An 18,114-nucleotide genomic window follows, 5' to 3' on the forward strand; every position below is an offset into this window, starting at 1 on the left:
CGCAGCGGTGACGCCGCGGGCCCGGTGGTCGCGGTCGCCCGGAGGCGGCCGCGGGGTGCGCTACCAGCGGTAGTGCGCGAAGGCCTTGTTCGACTCGGCCATCTTGTGGGTGTCCTCGCGACGCTTGACAGCGGCGCCCAGACCGTTCGACGCGTCGAGGATCTCGTTCATGAGACGCTCGGTCATCGTCTTCTCGCGACGGGCCTTCGCGTAGCTGGTGAGCCAGCGGAGCGCGAGGGTGTTGGCGCGGTGGGGCTTGACCTCGACCGGGACCTGGTAGGTCGAGCCGCCGACGCGGCGGCTGCGGACCTCGAGGGTCGGGCGGACGTTGTCGAGCGCCTTCTTGAGGGTGACGACCGCGTCCTGGCCGTTCTTGCCGGCGACGCCCTCGAGGGCACCGTAGACGATGCGCTCGGCGAGGCCCTTCTTGCCGTCCAGGAGGATCTTGTTGACGAGCTGGCTGACGATGGGGGCGCCGTAGACGGGGTCTGCGACGACGGGGCGCTTGGGAGCGGGGCCCTTACGAGGCATTACTTCTTCTCCATCTTCGCGCCGTACCGGCTGCGAGCCTGCTTGCGGTTCTTGACGGCCTGGGTGTCCAGGGCGCCGCGAACGATCTTGTAGCGGACACCGGGGAGGTCCTTGACGCGACCGCCGCGCACGAGCACCATCGAGTGCTCCTGCAGGTTGTGGCCCTCGCCGGGGATGTAGGCGGTGACCTCGGTGCCGTTGGAGAGCTTCACGCGGGCCACCTTGCGGAGGGCCGAGTTCGGCTTCTTGGGCGTGGTCGTGTAGACGCGCGTGCAGACGCCGCGCTGCTGGGGGTTGGCCTTCAGGGCGGGCGCCTTGGTCTTGGTGACCTTCGGCGTGCGTCCCTTGCGGACCAACTGCTGAATCGTTGGCACTGGTTTTGCTCCTTGAATGCTGCACGGTGACAGCGGATCGATGGTCGACATTCGGCCCTCCCGTCTCCGGGAACGGCCGAGTTCATCTGGACCCGACGCACCCCGCGGCCCCGCGAGCGGGACCGGGAGGGTGAGGGGTATGCCGTGGGGGCCGCCCGATCGGACGAACCCGCGGATCCTCGCGGACCCGGTGGAGCGAAGTGCGGCGACCGCATCGACCCGGAGGCACGACACGAGCGCACGGCAAAGCGCACACCCGAAGAATATTACGGGGAGTGACGGGGCCGGTCAACCGAGCGGCGTTCGCCCTGGGAGATGCCGCAGCGCCGCGCTGAGCCGCGCCGGGACTCCGTCGTCACTCCCGCTCGTCGCCCTCCCAGCCCCAGTGGGGGCTGCGGCCGCCGGCGTCGCGACGGGCCAGGAGCAGGAGGAACACGAGCTGGACGGCGGCCGCGAGCACGCCGGTCGCGATCGCGAAGACAGTGGGGGCGTGGTCGAGGATCCAGCCGAGGATCTCCCCCGGCTCCTGGCGGCCGAGCCCGTAGAGCGCTCCGCCCGTGACGAGGAAGAGCAGGTAGACGACGACCCCGGTCAGCAGCGACGGGCCGAGGACGCGGTGGACGGCGGGACGGGCGGCGAGGGTCACCATCGCGACCAGCACGGCGACGACGCAGACCGCCACCGACACCGGCCCCAGCAGCGGGCCGGCGTCGCGCTCGGGCACGACGTCCTGGTCCAGCAGGAGGCTGAGGACCCCGAACGCGCAGACGACCAGGGCGAGGTAGAGGAACGCGGCGAAGCCGGCCAGCGCGAGGCCGTAGCCCAGGCCGGCTCCGCGGCCCTGCCCCTGCCCCTCCGGAGTCACGACTGCGCGGCCGCTTCGCGCTCGGCGTTGCGGCGCTTGACGCCCCGGGCGCGGCCGGCGATCGCGGCGCCGCCCCAGACGCTCGCCTCCCGGCCGAGGACGCCGGCGGCGAGGACCGCCGCGAGGACGGCGGGATCGCTGACGTAGTCGAGCGCGAGGGAGCGGTCGATCGGCAGGGCGAGCGGTCCGACGGCGCTCCAGCCGCCGACCAGCGCGGCCGCGGCCGTGAGGAGGGCGACGAGGAAGCCGCCGAGGACGTAGGCCCACCAGCCCGCGCGGTTCACGACCAGCACGATCAGCGCCAGGCCGACCAGGAACGCGGCCACCGGGGCGAGGAAGAGCGCGGTCGGCGCAGCGTCGAGCGCGAGGGCGACCGGGTCGCCGCCGACGCGGTCGACGAGGAGGCGGATCGCCGTCAGGGCGACGAGGTACAGGACGGCGAAGACCGCGGTCGTCAGGAGGGCGAGCGCGAGGCCCGCGAGGCGGTTGCCGGAGCGCCGGACCGGCTCGGGCTCGGCCTCGACCGGCCCGAGGGCGCTGGGGGCGGACGCCGCGGCGGCCGGGGCGGCGGGCTCGACGGTCGGCTGCCGACCCGTCACGGGCTCGGGCCAGACGTACTCCCGGGTCGGCTGGGGTCCGGTTCCGCCGGACGTCTCGGTCGCGGAGGGGATCCGCGTGGTCTCGGCGTCGCTGCTCCAGGTCACCCGGACAGCATAGGCACGCCTTCCGCCGCGCCCGGTGCGCCGCGCGGCTCCCCGTCGACGGGGGACAGCGCCGACCGTCTACTCGAGCGGGTGGAGGAGGCGGTGCAGGAACTGCCGTGTGCGCGGCTCGCGCGGCTCCCGGAGGATCTCCGCAGGGGCGCCCCGCTCGACGACCACGCCGTCGGCCATGAAGACGACCTCCGAGGCCACCTGCCGGGCGAACTCGAGCTCGTGCGTCACGACGAGCATGGTCCAGCCCTCCCCCGCCAGCTCCCGCATCAGCGAGAGCACGTCGCCGACCAGCTCCGGGTCCAGCGCCGAGGTGGGCTCGTCGAAGAGGAGCAGATCGGGCCGCAGCGCGAGCGCCCGGACGATGCCCACGCGCTGCTGCTGACCGCCGGAGAGCTCGAAGGGGTAGGCGCTCCCCCGGCCGCCGAGGCCGACGCGCTCGAGCAGGCGCTCCGCCTCCGGGACCACCTCGGACGCGGGACGGCGCTGCACTCGCAGCGGCCCCTCCGTCACGTTCTGGAGGACGGTCAGGTGCGGGAAGAGGTTGAAGTGCTGGAAGACCATCGCGGAGTGGTCGCGCAGCCCGGTCAGCGCCTTCCGTCCGACGCCGCGGTCGAAGTCGAGGACACTGCCGTCGGCGAGCTCGACCACCCCGCCGTCCGGCACCTCGAGGCTGTTCAGCGAGCGCAGGACGGTGGTCTTGCCCGAGCCGGACGGCCCGATCAGGGCGACGACCTCGCCGCGGTGGACCTCCAGGTCGATGCCGCGCAGCACCTCCACCCCGCCGAACGACTTGCGGAGGCCGCGGGCCGTGAGCACGGGCCGGGCGTCGGTCGGAGTGTCAGCGGGCGACATAGCGGTCCAATCGCTTCTCGAGCAGGCCCTGGCCGCTGGAGAGCACCAGGCAGATGAGCCAGTAGATCAGAGCGGCCTCGAGGTAGAGGAGCATGAACTCGCTCGACGCGGTGGCGATCTTCTGCGCCTGCCGGAAGAGCTCGGTCACCAGGATGAGGGAGGCCAGCGAGGTGTCCTTCACCAGCGAGATGAAGGTGTTCGACAGCGGCGGGACGGAGACGCGCGCGGCCTGCGGGAGGATGATGCGCCGCAGCGAGAGCGAGCGGCTCATGCCGATCGTGTGCGCCGCCTCCCACTGCCCCTTCGGGACGCTGAGGATCGCCGCGCGGATCACCTCCGCCGCGTAGCCGCCCACGTTGAGGGCGAACGCGATGGTGGCGCTGGGCCAGGGGTCGATCTTCAGTCCGAGGCTCGGCAGCCCGTAGAAGATCACGAACAGCTGCACCAGGAGCGGCGTGCCCCGGATGACGGAGATGTAGGCGCGCGCGATCCAGGAGAGGATCCGCACCCGCGAGAGCCGCATCAGGGCGACCGCCAGCGCGAGCACGAGCCCGATGGCGAAGCTCGCCAGCGCGAGCGGGATCGTCCCGACGATGCCCCCGGAGAGGATCGGCCAGAACGACCGGAGGACGAGGTCCATTGTGTTCTCCCGCCTTCGCGGGAGGATCCGCGGTCGGCTCGATCGGGTGGTGGCGTCGGGGGCGGATCGTGTCCGCCTCCTGGGGAATGCTGGCACGCTTCGCGCCGGGGCGGGCGCCCTTGCAGGCGGACCCGCGGCCTGAGCCGCTCCGCCGCTCCCCCGCGACGGGACCGCTCACGCACGAGACGGCCCCTCCCGGAAGGGGAGGAGCCGTCTCGGGGTGGGGCTACTGGGAGACGTCGGCTCCGAAGTAGCGCTCGGAGATGGAGGCGAGGGTGCCGTCCTCGCGCAGCTCGTCGAGGGCGGAGTCGACGGCCTCGACGAGGTCGTCCGAGCCCTTCGGGAAGGTGAAGGCGCTCTCGGAGGTGTCGTCGGTGGTGACGGCGACCTTGAGGCCCGCGGCCTGGTCGGGGTAGGTCGTGGACCAGTCGAGCCAGGTGAGGCGGTCGTTCACGGTCGCGTCGACGCGGCCCTGCTCGACGAGGGCGATGGCCTGCGCCCAGCCCTCGACGCCCTCGACCTCGGCGCCGTTCTCCTGCGCGACGGTGTACCAGTTGCTCGAGAGCGACTGCGCGGTGGTCTTGCCGGAGAGGCCGGCGAGGTCGGTGATCGAGGTGTCGCTCGAGGGGACGATCACGACGCCAGGGCTGACCGAGTACGGCTCCGAGAAGTCGTACTTCGCCTCGCGCTCGTCGTTGATCGAGACCTGGTTCGCGATCACGTCGAAGCGCGCTCCGTCCAGGCCCGCGAACATCGCGTCCCACTGCGTCTCCTGGAAGTCGGGCTCGACGCCCAGCTTCTCGGCCACGGCGGTGATCACGTCGACGTCGTAGCCGGTGAGGGCTCCCGTCCCGCCGTCGGCGTGGAAGGAGAAGGGCGGGTAGGTGCCCTCGGTGCCGATGGTGAGCTTCCCCGAGTCCTCGACCTCGCCCAGTGTCAGGCCGGAGCTCGCGGAGGCGGTGCCCTCGCCGCTCGAGCCGGAGACCACGTCGTCGGTCGAGGCGGGCGCGCAGCCGGCGAGGACCAGGGCGGCGGCGGCGGCGGTCGTGCCGAGCAGGACGCGCAGGGAGGTGCGGGCGGAGAGGGTCACGGTGTTGTCCTTCGGTGCATCACGGAGTCGTGGCGGTCCCGCTGCGCCGGATGCGGCGCGGGGATCGACGAGGGGACGGGTCGTCCCGGGGCGGACCGCTGCTCGGCGGAACCGCCCGGAGTGACGATAACCAGTGGAGGGGGCGGCCCTATTCCCGGATGTCGCCGTGTGACGCCGGGAGTCCGGCCAGGAAGTGCTCGGCACCGGCGACCTCGTCGCTCGTGAGGCCCGCCGCCGACTCCGGACGCACCAGGTGGAAGGGGGTGCTCTGCTCGCGGGCCCAGTCGTAGGCGTCCTCGTGGAGGTTGTCGTCGATCCACACCACGGCGTCGATCGCGCCGCGCTCGGCGGCCGCCTCCAGCCACACCGCGACGGGCTGGAGCTTGCCCGTCCGGCCCGGGAACCGCGGGTCGCGCGGGAGGCCGCCGTCGAAGACGATCGCCTCCGTACCCGCCGGCAGCCCGAGGTCCTGGGCGAGGACCCGCGTCAAGCGCGGCGGCCAGGTCGTGGCCCACACGATCGTGCCGACCGCGGCCAGGCGGGCGACGAGCGCCGCCCGCTCCGGCTCGAGCTCCAGGCGGTGCGAGCCCGAGGCGCGATCGCTGCGGACGGAGGGGTTCAGGACGCCGTCGACGTCGAGCAGGATCAGGGCGGCCATGCCTGTCACCGTAGCGGCGGAGGAGAGGGTCGCGCGAGGAGCGCTAGCGTGACGGGATGCCTCCGTCCCTCGTGCTGCCGGACGGCCGCACGGCGGCGCTGGAACCCGATCCGCTGCGGCCGGAGGCGCTGCTGCTCACGGTCGACGGCGCGGAGCAGTCGCTGATCGATCCGGGCGATCCCCGGGCTCTGCACCTCGAGTACCTCGCGCGCCTCGGCGCGGTGGTCGACGCCGCCGCCCCTCCCGGCGAGCCGCTGCGCGTGCTGCACCTCGGAGCCGGAGCCCTGGCCCTGGCCCGGTACGTCGCCGCGACCCGGCCGGGCTCCGAGCAGCTCGCGGTGGAGAGCGCGGCAGGACTCGTGGAGTTCGTGCTCGAGCACGCGCCGCTCCCCCGCGGCGCGCGCGTCCGACTCCTCACGGCCGACGCCGCAGGGCCCCTGCCGCCCTGGAGCGCCGACCTCGTCGTGCTCGACGTCTACGACGGGGACGAGATCCCGGAGCCGTTCTACCGCGCGTCCGTCCTCGCTCCGCTCGCCGCCCGCGTCGGCGCCGACGGGCTCCTCGCGGTCAACGTCGCCGACGACGCCGACCACCGGAGGCTGGACCGCCTGCGCGGGGTCGTCCGGGAGCTGCTCCCGGTCACCGCAGCGGTCGGATCGACGGCCTTCGTCGAGGGGCGCACCGGCGGGAACGCGATCCTGCTCGCCTCAGGCTCGGCGCTCGCCGACCACGTCGCCGGCCGCCTGCTGCGCGCCGGCCCGCACCCGGTCTCCGCCGCGGCGGATGGCGACGTCGTGGTCGCCGAGGTGGCGGTAGAAGTCGACCCGTGAGTCGAGAGTGACGCCGGTCTCGAGGTACTTGGCGCGGATCCGCTTGATGTAGGTGCGGACGGTGTGCTCGGCGACGCTGAGGTCGACCGCGACGGTGCGGACCGCGGCACCCGCTCCGTAGGCGCGCATCACCCGGCTCTCCTGCGGGCTCAGCACCGGGCGGCGCTCCTCGCGCCCGTGCACGAGCCGGTGGCGGGCGGTGTCCGAGATCCAGGTGCGGCCGGAGGCGACCGAGACGACCGCCGCCGCGAGCTCGCTGGGGTCGTCGCCCTTCCAGACGTACGCCGCCCTCTCCCGTCGCAGCACGGCCCGCACCGGCTCCAGGGAGTCGGAGGAGGAGAGCACGACGAGGCCGACGGTCCAAGCCGCCGCACGCTCGAGGGTGTCGGCCACCTCCTCGCCGGGCACGCCGTCCAGGTCGAGGACCGCGATGCGGTCGACGCCCTCCTCGTCGTGCGAGAACTGCGGCAGCAGCTGCGCGAGCAGCGCCTGCAGCGCGGCACGCTCGATCGCTGGTCCGTCGACGACGGCCAGCGTGAACCGATCGAATCCGGTCACGGGGGTCCCCTAGCAGGGGCAGGTTCGGGTCCGCCCCGGCTGCACCGTAGCGGTCCGCGACGTCGTCGTGCACGTGATGGGACATTCCGTCTCAGTGGGAGGACGCCCCAGAGCACTCCGGATCGGCTCACGGAGCGCGTGGAGGACCACCCGCGGCACCGTCTCCGGCTAGTGTCCCTCTCCATGGACGACAGCGCAGAGGGCTCCCGGCGGGCCCGGAGGATCCCCGCGGAGCAGGTCCGCAGCCGCATGATCGCCACGGCGCGCGACGTCGTCTCGAACCACGGCCTCACGGTGAGCTTCGCGCACCTGCCCATGGAGGAGTACATCCGCCTGGCCGGCGTGCCGCGCAGCTCCGTCTACCGGATCTGGAGCACGCGCGAGGAGTTCGTGGCCGACCTGGTCGGCGAGGTCTTCGTGCGGGACCGGTACGCGGAGGGCGCCGATCCCGAGGCCCAGCAGGAGATGCGCGAGGTCTACGAGCGCTCCACCGATCTGCTCTCCACGGCCGCCGGCCGCCGCCGGGTCGCCTGGGAGACCATCCGCATCGGCGCGCGGGCCAATGCCGAGTCGCTCCGCCGCTCCGCCGACTGGTCGTCGTACAACGCACTGCTCGCCTGCACCTTCTCGATGGAGGAGGGGCCTGCACGCGACGCCGTGCGCGCCACGGCGAAGCGGATCGAGGGCATGCTCACGCGCCGGATGCGCGACTTCTACGAGGAGACGCTGCAGGTCTTCGGCGGGACGATGCGCCCGGGATTCACGACGCTCCAGCTCGCCCACCTCACCGCGATCGTGATCGACGGGCTCGCGCACCGCGGCCGGCTCCTCGACGATGACCTCGACGCCCCGGTGACCGCCCCCGGCCTCGACGGCGAGCCGGTCGAGTGGAGTCTGGCGGCCTGGACGATCCGCTCGATCGTCGACGGGATGCTGGAGCCGGTCGCGGAGGACTGAGCGGACCCCGCGACCCGGATCACTCGTCCGGTTCGGTGAACCCGTCGATCAGCAGCAGCACCGACACCACCGCCAGCGACGGTCCCTCGGGATCGGCCGGGTCGAGCGGGCCGGTCACCAGCTCCGGTGCCGCGATCCGCGCGATGCACAGACCCTCGATCAGGGCCGAGACGGCGGAGGCGAGAGCGGCGGCGCCGCGGTCCGGGCGCAGCCGGAGCCCCGCCTCGGCGAGGGTGTGCTCGTAGTACTTCGCCATGTTGTCGATGAAGTGCAGCTGGCGGGACCGCAGAGCGGATCCGATGGCGGTCCGCGCCGGCTCCTCGTGCGAGCCCACCGCGCCGGCGAGAGCGATGAAGTTGCGCCAGTGCTGCGACGAGAAGACGTTGTCGACGTTCGCATCGACGGCGACCCGGACGGAGGCGATCAGGGCCTCGCGGCGCTGCGCCGGGGTCGGCTCGGGGTCGGGGCTGTGGTGGAGGTGGGAGTTCCCGGCCCGCAGGGACGGCTGGTCGAGGCGGGTGGCGAGGACCCGCTCCGGGATCGCGGCGATCAGCTCGTCGTAGAACGCCTGGCGAGTGGGCCAGATCCGGTACACGGTGCTGCGCGGAACACCCGCCGAGCGGATGACGTCCTCGAGGGGCAGGTGGGCGACTCCGACGCGCAGGCCCTCGGCGCGGACGACCGCGAGAGCGGCGTCCAGCAGGCGGGTGCGGACCTGCTCGCGGGTCAGGCGGGGAGGACGCGCCGGCTCCTCCGCATCGAGGGGGTCGTCGCTCATCAGGCCTCCGGCGCCGGGATGCACGGAGGAGCCTCCGACATCTACTGTCCAGCCGAGCGTACCCGGAGGGAGCGCGGAACGTGAGAGGAGATCGGAGACGGGCGCGGCCCGCGCATGCGGCTCGGGTGCCGCGCGGGCCGCGCTGCCTGTCCCCCAGGCGGCCTCCCCATGGGCCGGTCCGACCGTATGCTTCCCGACAGACGTCCGTCAACTGACGCGACATGGTGTCTCCTCGGCGGTGTCCGCCGACCGGTCACGAGGACCGCCTCCGGGACTCCTCCGCCGCCGGGAGCGCCCTCGCCGCGGTCTGCGCTCGAGAGGCGTGCGGAGCGGACAGCTCGCCCGCGACGACGTCCGACACGACGACGGTGGCGTGCTCGACGAGGTCGACGTTCCGGGTCAGCCGCGCGTGGTGGCACGGGCTCGCGTCGACGTCGACCACGAGCTTCGCGAAGCGCAGAGCATCGCCGAGCCGCGCGAACGGCGAGAGCTCGGCGACGAGGGACGGCGCGTCCGCCGCGGCGAGGTAGGTGTAGCGGCAGGTCGAGACCACGTAGTCGTCGACTCCGGCCGTCGCCGATCCGGTCGCGACCATGATGTCGCCGAGGTCGACCGGCGCGGTGGCGAGGCCGAGCGCCACCGCGGCGGTCACCTGGATGTCACCCACCAGCGCCGTCACGTGCACGCCGGCGGGCCAGGGCGGCAGGGAGCCGAGCTCGGTCGATCCCGTCCGCAGGCCCTTGCCCGCCGCCGAGGCGAGGGCGTCGATCATCGGCACTCCCGTGCACTCCCCCGCGTGCTCGGCGTCCTCCGAGACGGCGTCCCCGCAGGAGGCGAGCATCGCCGAGACGCTCAGCCGGCTCTGCGGGTCCAGTCCTGCGATCACCGCGGGGCTGACCTGGCCGGAGTCGTCGACCATTCGTCCGAGGCGCTCCGCGACGTCGGATCCCGTGTTCGGGGTGCCGAAGGTGAGGACGGACGAGACCATCGAGGCGACGGCGGTCCCGTCGACCGAGCCGCTCAGCGCCTGGCGGGCGGCGAGCCCTCCCATCGAGTGCGCGACGACGACGGCGCGGTGCCCGGTCGCGGAGACGAGGCAGGCGATCGAGGAGGCGAGCGCGTCGCTGATCCCCGGGTCGGTGACCCAGCGCGCGGCGAGCCGGCGGTAGTCGAAGGTGTAGACCGCGGCGCCGTCGATCTGCTGCACCCGGCCGAGGAGGGACGGCTCGGAAGCGTCGAGCGGAGCGGTCGCCGACTCCGACGACACCATGTCGACGAGATGGGAGAAGGCCCCTGTGCGGTCGGCGTCGTGCGTCGCCGTGCCCAGCCAGCCGTGCAGCATCACGATGGGGACCAGCGCGGCGGCGGAGCGCGGCCGGACGTCGTCGCCCGCGAGCACGGGAGCCAGCTCCGCGACGCCGCAGGACGAGGGTGCGACCGCCTCTGCCGCCTCCGCCCGCCCCGCGGGCACCACGACGACGCCGACCACCACGAGCAGTGCGGCCAGCACGACGATCACGAGTCTCATCCGCGCGTTTCCTCACATGCCGCGACCAGGACGGGGAACGGGTACAGGCTCGACCCGACGAGCACCCATCGAGTCAATCACCCCGCTCCTGCGGGGAAGGCCGCTCGTCGCGAACGGGCGGCCCCCCGTGCGGGTGACCGCGGGTCGGGGACGACGAAGGCCCCGCCGGTGTCCCGACGGGGCCTTCGATCGTTCAGCTCACCTGGATCAGCTGTAGTTGCCCGGCTCGTAGCCGTCGCTCGAGAACGAGTCGAAGTCGACGAACGAGAGGTCGGCGTCGCTGAACGCGGCGTCGTCGGCGAAGATGCGGTTGGGGTACCGCTCGGCCTTCGCCTCCTCGGTCGCCTCGACCGACACGTTCCGGTACTTGGGCAGACCGGTTCCCGCCGGGATCAGCTTTCCGATGATCACGTTCTCCTTCAGGCCCATCAGCGGGTCGCGCTTGCCCTCCATGGCCGCCTGCGTCAGGACGCGGGTGGTCTCCTGGAAGGACGCGGCCGACAGCCACGACTCGGTCGCGAGCGAGGCCTTGGTGATGCCCATGACCTCCTGGCGGGCGGACGCGGTCCGCTTGCCCTCGGTCAGAGCCGCACGGTTGACCTCGCTGTAGCGCGAGCGGTCGACGAGCTCGCCCGGCAGCAGCTCCGTGTCGCCGTGGTCGACCACGGTGACCTTGCGGAGCATCTGACGCACGATGACCTCGATGTGCTTGTCGTGGATCGGCACACCCTGCGAGCGGTAGACGCCCTGGACGCCGCCCACCAGGTGCTTCTGGACCTCGCGGACGCCCAGCACGCGCAGGACCTCCTTGGGGTCGACCGTTCCGACGTGCAGCTGCTGCCCGAGTTCGACGTGCTGGCCGTCCTCGATGAGGAGCTGCGAGCGCTTGAGCACCGGGTAGATGACCGCCTCGTCGCCGTTGTCCGGCTGGAGGATGACGCGGCGGGCACGGTCGGTGTCCTCGATGGTGATCCGGCCGGCGGCCTCCGCGATCGGCGACGCGCCCTTGGGGGTGCGGGCCTCGAAGAGCTCCTGCACGCGGGGAAGACCCTGCGTGATGTCGTCGGCCGAGGCCGATCCACCGGTGTGGAAGGTGCGCATCGTGAGCTGCGTGCCGGGCTCGCCGATCGACTGGGCCGCGATGATGCCGACGGCCTCTCCGATGTCGACGAGCTTGCCGGTGGCGAGCGAGCGGCCGTAGCAGGCCGCGCAGACGCCGACGGCGGACTCGCAGGTCAGGACGGAGCGCACCTTGATGTGGCGCACGCCCGCTCCGACCAGCTTCTCGATGAGCACGTCGCCCACGTCCTCGCCGGCCTCGGCGACGAGCTCGCCGGCCTCGTTCGACGCCGGGGTGGCGAGCGAACGGGCGTAGACGGAGTTCTCGACGTTGGAGTCCTTGATCCAGGCGCCGGTGGCGTCCTGGAGCATGATCGGCAGGTCGAGGCCCTTCGAGGTGCCGCAGTCCTCCTCGCGGATGATGACGTCCTGCGAGACGTCGACGAGTCGACGCGTCAGGTAGCCCGAGTCCGCGGTGCGGAGCGCGGTGTCGGCCAGGCCCTTGCGGGCACCGTGCGTGGCGATGAAGTACTCGGCGACCGACAGGCCCTCGCGGTACGAGGAGATGATCGGTCGGGCGATGATCTCGCCCTTCGGGTTGTTCACCAGGCCTCGCATGCCGGCGATGTTGCGCACCTGCAGCCAGTTGCCGCGGGCACCGGAGGTGACCATGCGGTTGATGGTGTTGTCCGTCGGGAAGTTCGCGCGCATGGCCTTGGCAACCTCGTCGGTCGCCTCGGTCCAGATCTTCACGAGCTCCTGGCGGCGCTCGGCCTGAGTGGTCAGACCCTTGTCGTACTCGGACTCGACCTTCGCGGCCTTCTTCTCGTAGCCCGCGATGATCTCGGGCTTCGACGGAGGCGTGAGGATGTCGGACAGCGCCACGGTGACACCCGAGCGGGTGGCCCAGTAGAAGCCGGCGTCCTTGATCCGGTCGAGGGAGGCGGCGACCTCCACCTTCGGGTAGCGCTCCGCGAGGTCGTTGACGATCCCGGAGATGGTCGTCTTGTCGGCGACCTGCTCGAAGTAGGGGTAGTCGACCGGCAGCGCCTCGTTGAAGAGGGCGCGGCCGAGCGTGGTCTCGAGGAGGACCGGCGCGGTGACCTTGCCGTTCTCGTCGATCTCGACGCCCTCGGGTGCCTGACCCTGCGCGAAGTACACGTCCGACATGCGGATCCTGACCTTCGAGTTCAGGTGCAGCGACCCCTGGTCCTTCGCGAGGATCGCCTCCGAGACGGAGGAGAACGCGCGGCCCTCGCCGGCGGCGCCCTCGCGGATCGTCGTCAGGTGGTGGAGGCCGATGATCATGTCCTGCGTGGGCAGGGTGACCGGACGGCCGTCCGAGGGCTTGAGGATGTTGTTCGACGCGAGCATCAGGATGCGCGCCTCGGCCTGGGCCTCGACGGACAGCGGCAGGTGGACGGCCATCTGGTCGCCGTCGAAGTCCGCGTTGAACGCGGCGCAGACGAGCGGGTGCAGCTGGATCGCCTTGCCCTCGACCAGCTGGGGCTCGAAGGCCTGGATGCCGAGACGGTGCAGCGTGGGCGCGCGGTTCAGCAGGACGGGGCGCTCGCGGATGATCTCCTCGAGCACGTCCCACACCTGCGGGCGCGAGCGCTCCACCATGCGCTTGGCGGCCTTGATGTTCTGCGCGTGCGACAGGTCGATCAGGCGCTTGATCACGAACGGCTTGAACAGCTCCAGCGCCATCTGCTTGGGCAGACCGCACTGGTGCAGCTTGAGCTGCGGGCCGACGATGATGACCGAGCGGCCCGAGTAGTCGACGCGCTTGCCCAGCAGGTTCTGGCGGAAGCGACCCTGCTTTCCCTTGAGCATGTCGCTCAGGGACTTCAGGGCGCGGTTGCCGGTTCCGGTGACGGGGCGGCCGCGGCGGCCGTTGTCGAAGAGGGCGTCGACCGCCTCCTGGAGCATGCGCTTCTCGTTGTTCACGATGATCTCGGGGGCACCGAGGTCGAGCAGGCGGCGGAGTCGGTTGTTGCGGTTGATCACGCGACGGTAGAGGTCGTTCAGGTCGCTGGTCGCGAACCGGCCTCCGTCGAGCTGCACCATCGGGCGCAGCTCCGGCGGGATGACCGGGACGACGTCGAGGACCATCGCGGCCGGCGAGTTGCCGGTGGCGAGGAACGAGTTGACGACGCGCAGGCGCTTGATGGCGCGGATCTTCTTCTGACCCTTGCCCTCGGCGATCTGCAGGTGCAGCGTCTCGGCCTCCGCCTGGAGGTCGAACTGCTCGAGGCGCTTCTTGATCGCCTCGGCGCCCATGTAGGCCTCGAAGTAGACGCCGTACCGGTCGACGAGCTCGTTGAAGACCGCGTCCTCGGGCTTGAGGTCGCCGACCTTGAGGGTGCGGAACTGCTCCCACACGCTCTCGAGCCGCGCGATGTCCTCGTCGAAGGACTTGCGGATCTGGCCCATCTCCTTCTCGGCGCCGTCCTTGGTGCGGCGCTTCTGGTCGCTCTTGGCGCCCTCCGCCTCCAGTGCGGCGAGGTCGGTCTCCAGACGCGCCAGGCGGTCCGCGATGCGGGAGTCGCGCTGGTCCGAGAGGGTCTTGATCTCGAGCCGGAGCTCGTTCTCGAGCCCGGGCATGTCGGCGTGACGGCCGTCGTCGTCCACGTCGATGATCATGTACGCCGCGAAGTAGATGACCTTCTCGAGGTCCTTCGGCGCCATGTCCAGCAGGTATCCGAGGCGCGAGGGGACGCCCTTGAAGTACCAGATGTGGGTGACGGGGGCGGCGAGCTCGATGTGGCCCATCCGCTCGCGGCGGACCGAGGACTTGGTGACCTCGACGCCGCAGCGCTCGCAGACGATGCCCTTGAAGCGGACTCGCTTGTACTTGCCGCAGGAGCACTCCCAGTCGCGAGAGGGTCCGAAGATCTGCTCGCCGAACAGGCCGTCCTTCTCGGGCTTCAGGGTGCGGTAGTTGATGGTCTCGGGCTTCTTCACTTCACCGTGCGACCAGCGACGGATGTCATCGGCCGTTGCGAGGCCGATGCGCAGCTCATCGAAAGTGGTTACGTCGAGCAATGTTTTCTCCTTGTCGGAAAACAGGGTGTCTCGTCAGAGACGGGAGGTCGTCAGATGCTGGCGCGGATCAGATGTCGTCGACGGAGGACGACTCGAACCGGGAGGAGATGTTGATGCCGAGCTCTTCCGCGGCGCGGTAGACCTCGTCATCGGTGTCGCGCAGGCTGACCGCGGTGCCGTCGGCCGAGAGGACCTCGACGTTCAGGCACAGGGACTGCATCTCCTTGATGAGGACCTTGAAGGACTCCGGGATGCCGGGCTCCTGGATGTTCTCGCCCTTGACGATGGCCTCGTACACCTTCACGCGGCCGAGGATGTCGTCCGACTTGATGGTGAGGAGCTCCTGGAGGGCGTAGGCGGCGCCGTAGGCCTCGAGGGCCCACACCTCCATCTCGCCGAAGCGCTGTCCGCCGAACTGCGCCTTACCACCGAGCGGCTGCTGGGTGATCATCGAGTACGGGCCCGTCGAGCGCGCGTGGATCTTGTCGTCGACGAGGTGGTGCAGCTTCAGGATGTACATGTAGCCGACCGAGACCGGGTCCGGGAAGGGCTCCCCGGAGCGGCCGTCGAACAGCTGCGTCTTGCCGGACGAGCCGATCAGGCGCTCTCCGTCGCGCGTCGGGGTGGTGGAGTCGAGGAGCCCTGCGAGCTCCTCCTCCGCCGCACCGTCGAAGACGGGGGTCGCGACCTTGGTGCCGGGCGCCGCCTCGCGGGCGTGCTCGGGCAGGCGCGCGGCCCACTCCGGCTGACCCTCGACCTTCCAGCCCTGCTTCGCGATCCACCCGAGGTGGATCTCGAGGACCTGGCCGAAGTTCATGCGGCCGGGGACGCCGAGCGGGTTGAGGACGATGTCGACCGGGGTGCCGTCGGCGAGGAACGGCATGTCCTCGACCGGCAGGATCTTCGAGATGACGCCCTTGTTGCCGTGGCGGCCGGCGAGCTTGTCGCCCTCGGTGATCTTGCGCTTCTGGGCGATGTAGACGACCACGCGCTGGTTGACGCCCGAGCCGAGCTCGTCGTCGCCGTCCTGCGCGTCGAACACCTTGACACCGATGATCGTGCCCTGCTCGCCGTGGGGCACCTTCAGCGACGTGTCGCGGACCTCGCGGCTCTTCTCGTTGAAGATCGCGCGGAGCAGGCGCTCCTCGGCCGAGAGCTCGGTCTCGCCCTTGGGCGTGACCTTGCCGACGAGGATGTCGCCGGGGCGGACCTCGGCGCCGATGCGGATGATGCCGCGCTCGTCCAGGTCGGCCAGGAGCTCCGGGCTGACGTTGGGGAGGTCGCGGGTGATCTCCTCCTTGCCGAGCTTGGTGTCGCGGGCGTCGACCTCGTACTCCTCGATGTGGATCGAGGAGAGGACGTCGTCCTTCACCAGGTTCTGGCTGAGGATGATCGCGTCCTCGAAGTTGTGGCCCTCCCACGGCATGAACGCGACGAGCAGGTTCTTGCCCAGCGCGAGCTCGCCGTTCTCGGTGGCGGGGCCGTCGGCGACGACCTCGCCGACCTCGATGCGCTCGCCGGCCGAGACGACCACGCGGTTGTTGTACGAGGTGCCCTGGTTGGAGCGGTCGAACTTGCGGAGGAAGTAGGTCTGCGTGCCGCCCTCGTCCAGCTGGACGGTGACGGAGTCGGCGGAGACCTCCTGGACGACACCGGCCTTGTCGGCGGTGATGACGTCGCCGGCGTCGATGGCCGCGAATCCCTCCATGCCGGTTCCGACGACGGGCGACTCGCTGCGCAGCAGCGGGACGGCCTGACGCTGCATGTTCGCTCCCATGAGCGCGCGGTTCGCGTCGTCGTGCTCGAGGAACGGGATCAGCGAGGTCGCGACCGAGACCATCTGGCGCGGCGAGACGTCCATGTAGTGGACGCGCTCGGCGTCGACGAGCTCGACCTCTCCGCCCTTGGGACGGACCAGGACCTTGCCCTCCGCGAAGCGGAAGTCCTTCGTGAGGGGGGCGTTCGCCTGGGCGACCAGGTACTCGTCCTCCTCGGACGCGGTGAGGTAGTCGATCTGCGAGGTGACGGTGCCGTCGACGACCTTGCGGTACGGGGTCTCGATGAAGCCGAACGAGTTGATGCGCGCGAAGGACGCGAGCGATCCGATCAGGCCGATGTTCGGGCCTTCCGGGGTCTCGATCGGGCACATGCGGCCGTAGTGCGAGGGGTGGACGTCGCGGACCTCGACGCCGGCGCGCTCACGGGAGAGTCCACCGGGGCCGAGCGCCGACAGGCGGCGCTTGTGGGTCAGACCCGCGAGCGGGTTGTTCTGGTCCATGAACTGCGACAGCTGGCTGGTCCCGAAGAACTCCTTGATCGCGGCGACGACGGGGCGCACGTTGATCAGGGTCTGCGGGGTGATCGCCTCGATGTCCTGCGTGGTCATGCGCTCGCGGACGACGCGCTCCATGCGGGACAGTCCGGTGCGGACCTGGTTCTGGATCAGCTCGCCGACCGCGCGGATTCGGCGGTTGCCGAAGTGGTCGATGTCGTCGACGTCGAGACGCAGCTCGACCGGCTCGCCGTCGCGCACGCCGGGGAGGGCGGTGCGGCCGTCGTGCAGGGCGACCAGGTACTTGATGGTCGCGATGATGTCCTCGACCGTGAGCACCGAGTCGGACAGCGCCTTGTCGATGCCGAGCTTGCGGTTGATCTTGTAGCGGCCGACCTTCGCGAGGTCGTAGCGCTTGGAGTTGAAGTAGAAGTTGTCCAGCAGCGCGCGGGCGGCCTCGGCGGCGACCTGCTCGCCCGGACGGAGCTTGCGGTAGATGTCGCGGAGTGCGTCCTCCTTGGTGAGGATGTTGTCCTTCTCGAGGGTCAGCTCGATCGACTCGTAGCCGGCGAACTGCTCGAGGATCTCCTCGCTCGTCAGGCCGAGGGCCTTGAGGAACACGGTGACCGACTGCTTGCGCTTGCGGTCGATGCGCACGCCGACCTGGTCGCGCTTGTCGATCTCGAACTCGAGCCAGGCGCCGCGGCTCGGGATGACGCGGGCGGAGTAGATGTCCTTGTCGGACGTCTTCTCCTGCTGGCGCTCGAAGTAGACGCCGGGGCTGCGCACGAGCTGGGACACGACGACACGCTCGGTGCCGTTGATGATGAACGTGCCCTTCTCGGTCATCAGCGGGAAGTCGCCCATGAAGACCGTCTGGGTCTTGATCTCACCCGTGAGGTGGTTCATGAACTCGGCCTCGACGTACAGCGGAGCGGCGTAGGTCTTGCCGCGCTCCTTGCACTCCTCGATCGTGTACTTCTCGGGCTCGAGGTACGGGTTCGTGAAGCTCAGCTGCATCGTCTCGCTGAGGTCCTCGATCGGGGAGATCTCCTCGAAGATCTCGTCGAGGCCGGAGTTGGCGGGGAGGTCCTCCCGGCCGGCGGCCTTCGCCTCGGCGACGCGGGTCTTCCACGCCTCCGAGCCGACGAGCCAGTCGAAGCTCTCGGTCTGCAGCGCGAGCAGATCCGGAACGGTCAGGGTGTCGCTGATCTTGGCGAACGAGAGACGCGAAGCTCCGCGTCCGTTCTTGGGTGAGGTGGTGGTCGCGGTGGACGCAGCAGCCAAGGAAGGAACCTCCGTAGACCCTCGCGGGTCTCAATCTGTGGGATGTGTGGAGTGGGCTCCCGCCGGACGGG

At 70.9% G+C, this 18,114-nt stretch carries 14 protein-coding genes; 1 reads left to right on the forward strand and 13 read right to left on the reverse strand.

Features of this window, described 5'->3' with window-relative positions; translation table 11 throughout:
* Nucleotides 1–60: 60 nt before the first annotated feature.
* From rpsG to C5C37_RS11985, 9 genes are all read right to left on the reverse strand, one after another.
* A complete protein-coding gene (rpsG, locus tag C5C37_RS11945) occupies nt 61–531 on the reverse strand; it encodes a 30S ribosomal protein S7 (protein WP_068251443.1) in 471 nt (156 codons plus the stop codon).
* Nucleotides 531–905, reverse strand: coding sequence for a 30S ribosomal protein S12 (rpsL, locus tag C5C37_RS11950; protein WP_011186743.1), 375 nt, complete (start codon nt 903–905; stop codon nt 531–533). The genes rpsG and rpsL overlap by 1 nt, the downstream gene beginning before the upstream one ends.
* Before the next feature lie 355 nt (nt 906–1,260).
* A complete protein-coding gene (locus tag C5C37_RS11955; protein WP_104224572.1) occupies nt 1,261–1,770 on the reverse strand; it encodes a DUF6121 family protein in 510 nt (169 codons plus the stop codon).
* The gene (locus C5C37_RS11960) at nt 1,767–2,474 is read right to left on the reverse strand and encodes a hypothetical protein (protein WP_104329127.1); all 708 of its coding nucleotides are present in this window, start codon (nt 2,472–2,474) and stop codon (nt 1,767–1,769) included. Before C5C37_RS11960 ends, C5C37_RS11955 begins: the two co-directional genes overlap by 4 nt.
* A gap of 78 nt (nt 2,475–2,552) precedes the next feature.
* Nucleotides 2,553–3,338, reverse strand: a complete 786-nt coding sequence (locus C5C37_RS11965; protein WP_104269386.1) for an amino acid ABC transporter ATP-binding protein — start codon at nt 3,336–3,338, stop codon at nt 2,553–2,555.
* Nucleotides 3,325–3,978: an amino acid ABC transporter permease gene (locus C5C37_RS11970; RefSeq protein ID WP_104224574.1), complete on the reverse strand. Its 654-nt coding sequence runs from the start codon at nt 3,976–3,978 to the stop codon at nt 3,325–3,327. Before C5C37_RS11970 ends, C5C37_RS11965 begins: the two co-directional genes overlap by 14 nt.
* Nucleotides 3,979–4,204: 226 nt before the next feature.
* Nucleotides 4,205–5,068 carry an amino acid ABC transporter substrate-binding protein gene (locus C5C37_RS11975; RefSeq protein ID WP_374954045.1) on the reverse strand — a complete coding sequence of 288 codons (864 nt, stop codon included), beginning with the start codon at nt 5,066–5,068 and terminating at the stop codon, nt 4,205–4,207.
* 148 nt (nt 5,069–5,216) lie between these two features.
* Entirely contained in the window at nt 5,217–5,726 is a 510-nt protein-coding gene (locus C5C37_RS11980; RefSeq protein ID WP_104233923.1) for an HAD domain-containing protein, read from the reverse strand.
* Nucleotides 5,727–6,433: 707 nt separating this feature from the next.
* Nucleotides 6,434–7,114 (reverse strand): LuxR C-terminal-related transcriptional regulator, encoded by a 681-nt coding sequence (locus C5C37_RS11985; RefSeq protein WP_104338975.1) that lies wholly within the window; start codon nt 7,112–7,114, stop codon nt 6,434–6,436.
* A 183-nt stretch (nt 7,115–7,297) separates the two neighbouring features.
* Between C5C37_RS11985 and C5C37_RS11990 the strand changes: the two genes are divergently transcribed.
* Nucleotides 7,298–8,071, forward strand: a complete 774-nt coding sequence (locus tag C5C37_RS11990; RefSeq protein WP_146085221.1) for a hypothetical protein — start codon at nt 7,298–7,300, stop codon at nt 8,069–8,071.
* Between the two features lie 19 nt (nt 8,072–8,090).
* Here C5C37_RS11990 and C5C37_RS11995 read toward each other — a convergent pair whose 3' ends face one another.
* The 4 genes from C5C37_RS11995 to rpoB form a co-directional block, all read right to left on the reverse strand.
* Nucleotides 8,091–8,849, reverse strand: coding sequence for a TetR/AcrR family transcriptional regulator (locus tag C5C37_RS11995; protein WP_104338977.1), 759 nt, complete (start codon nt 8,847–8,849; stop codon nt 8,091–8,093).
* A 253-nt stretch (nt 8,850–9,102) separates the two neighbouring features.
* Entirely contained in the window at nt 9,103–10,377 is a 1,275-nt protein-coding gene (locus C5C37_RS12000; RefSeq protein WP_104338978.1) for a triacylglycerol lipase, read from the reverse strand.
* Between the two features lie 207 nt (nt 10,378–10,584).
* Complete coding sequence (locus C5C37_RS12005) at nt 10,585–14,484, reverse strand: DNA-directed RNA polymerase subunit beta' (protein ID WP_104224580.1); 3,900 nt, start codon at nt 14,482–14,484, stop codon at nt 10,585–10,587.
* Between the two features lie 67 nt (nt 14,485–14,551).
* Nucleotides 14,552–18,043, reverse strand: a complete 3,492-nt coding sequence (gene rpoB / locus C5C37_RS12010) for a DNA-directed RNA polymerase subunit beta (RefSeq protein ID WP_104224581.1) — start codon at nt 18,041–18,043, stop codon at nt 14,552–14,554.
* Nucleotides 18,044–18,114 lie beyond the last annotated feature (71 nt).

Source organism: Rathayibacter sp. AY1F9 (assembly GCF_002932155.1).
In the GTDB taxonomy this organism is placed as follows: Bacteria; Actinomycetota; Actinomycetes; order Actinomycetales; family Microbacteriaceae; genus Rathayibacter.

Bases quoted from the DNA above. Each gene is read 5' to 3' on its own strand.
- rpsG (WP_068251443.1), bottom strand. From the start codon at position 531: ATGCCTCGTAAGGGCCCCGCTCCCAAGCGCCCCGTCGTCGCAGACCCC.
- C5C37_RS11965 (WP_104269386.1), bottom strand. From the start codon at position 3,338: ATGTCGCCCGCTGACACTCCGACCGACGCCCGGCCCGTGCTCACGGCC.
- C5C37_RS11970 (WP_104224574.1), bottom strand. From the start codon at position 3,978: ATGGACCTCGTCCTCCGGTCGTTCTGGCCGATCCTCTCCGGGGGCATC.
- C5C37_RS11980 (WP_104233923.1), bottom strand. From the start codon at position 5,726: ATGGCCGCCCTGATCCTGCTCGACGTCGACGGCGTCCTGAACCCCTCC.
- C5C37_RS11990 (WP_146085221.1), top strand. From the start codon at position 7,298: ATGGACGACAGCGCAGAGGGCTCCCGGCGGGCCCGGAGGATCCCCGCG.
- C5C37_RS11995 (WP_104338977.1), bottom strand. From the start codon at position 8,849: ATGAGCGACGACCCCCTCGATGCGGAGGAGCCGGCGCGTCCTCCCCGC.
- C5C37_RS12000 (WP_104338978.1), bottom strand. From the start codon at position 10,377: ATGAGACTCGTGATCGTCGTGCTGGCCGCACTGCTCGTGGTGGTCGGC.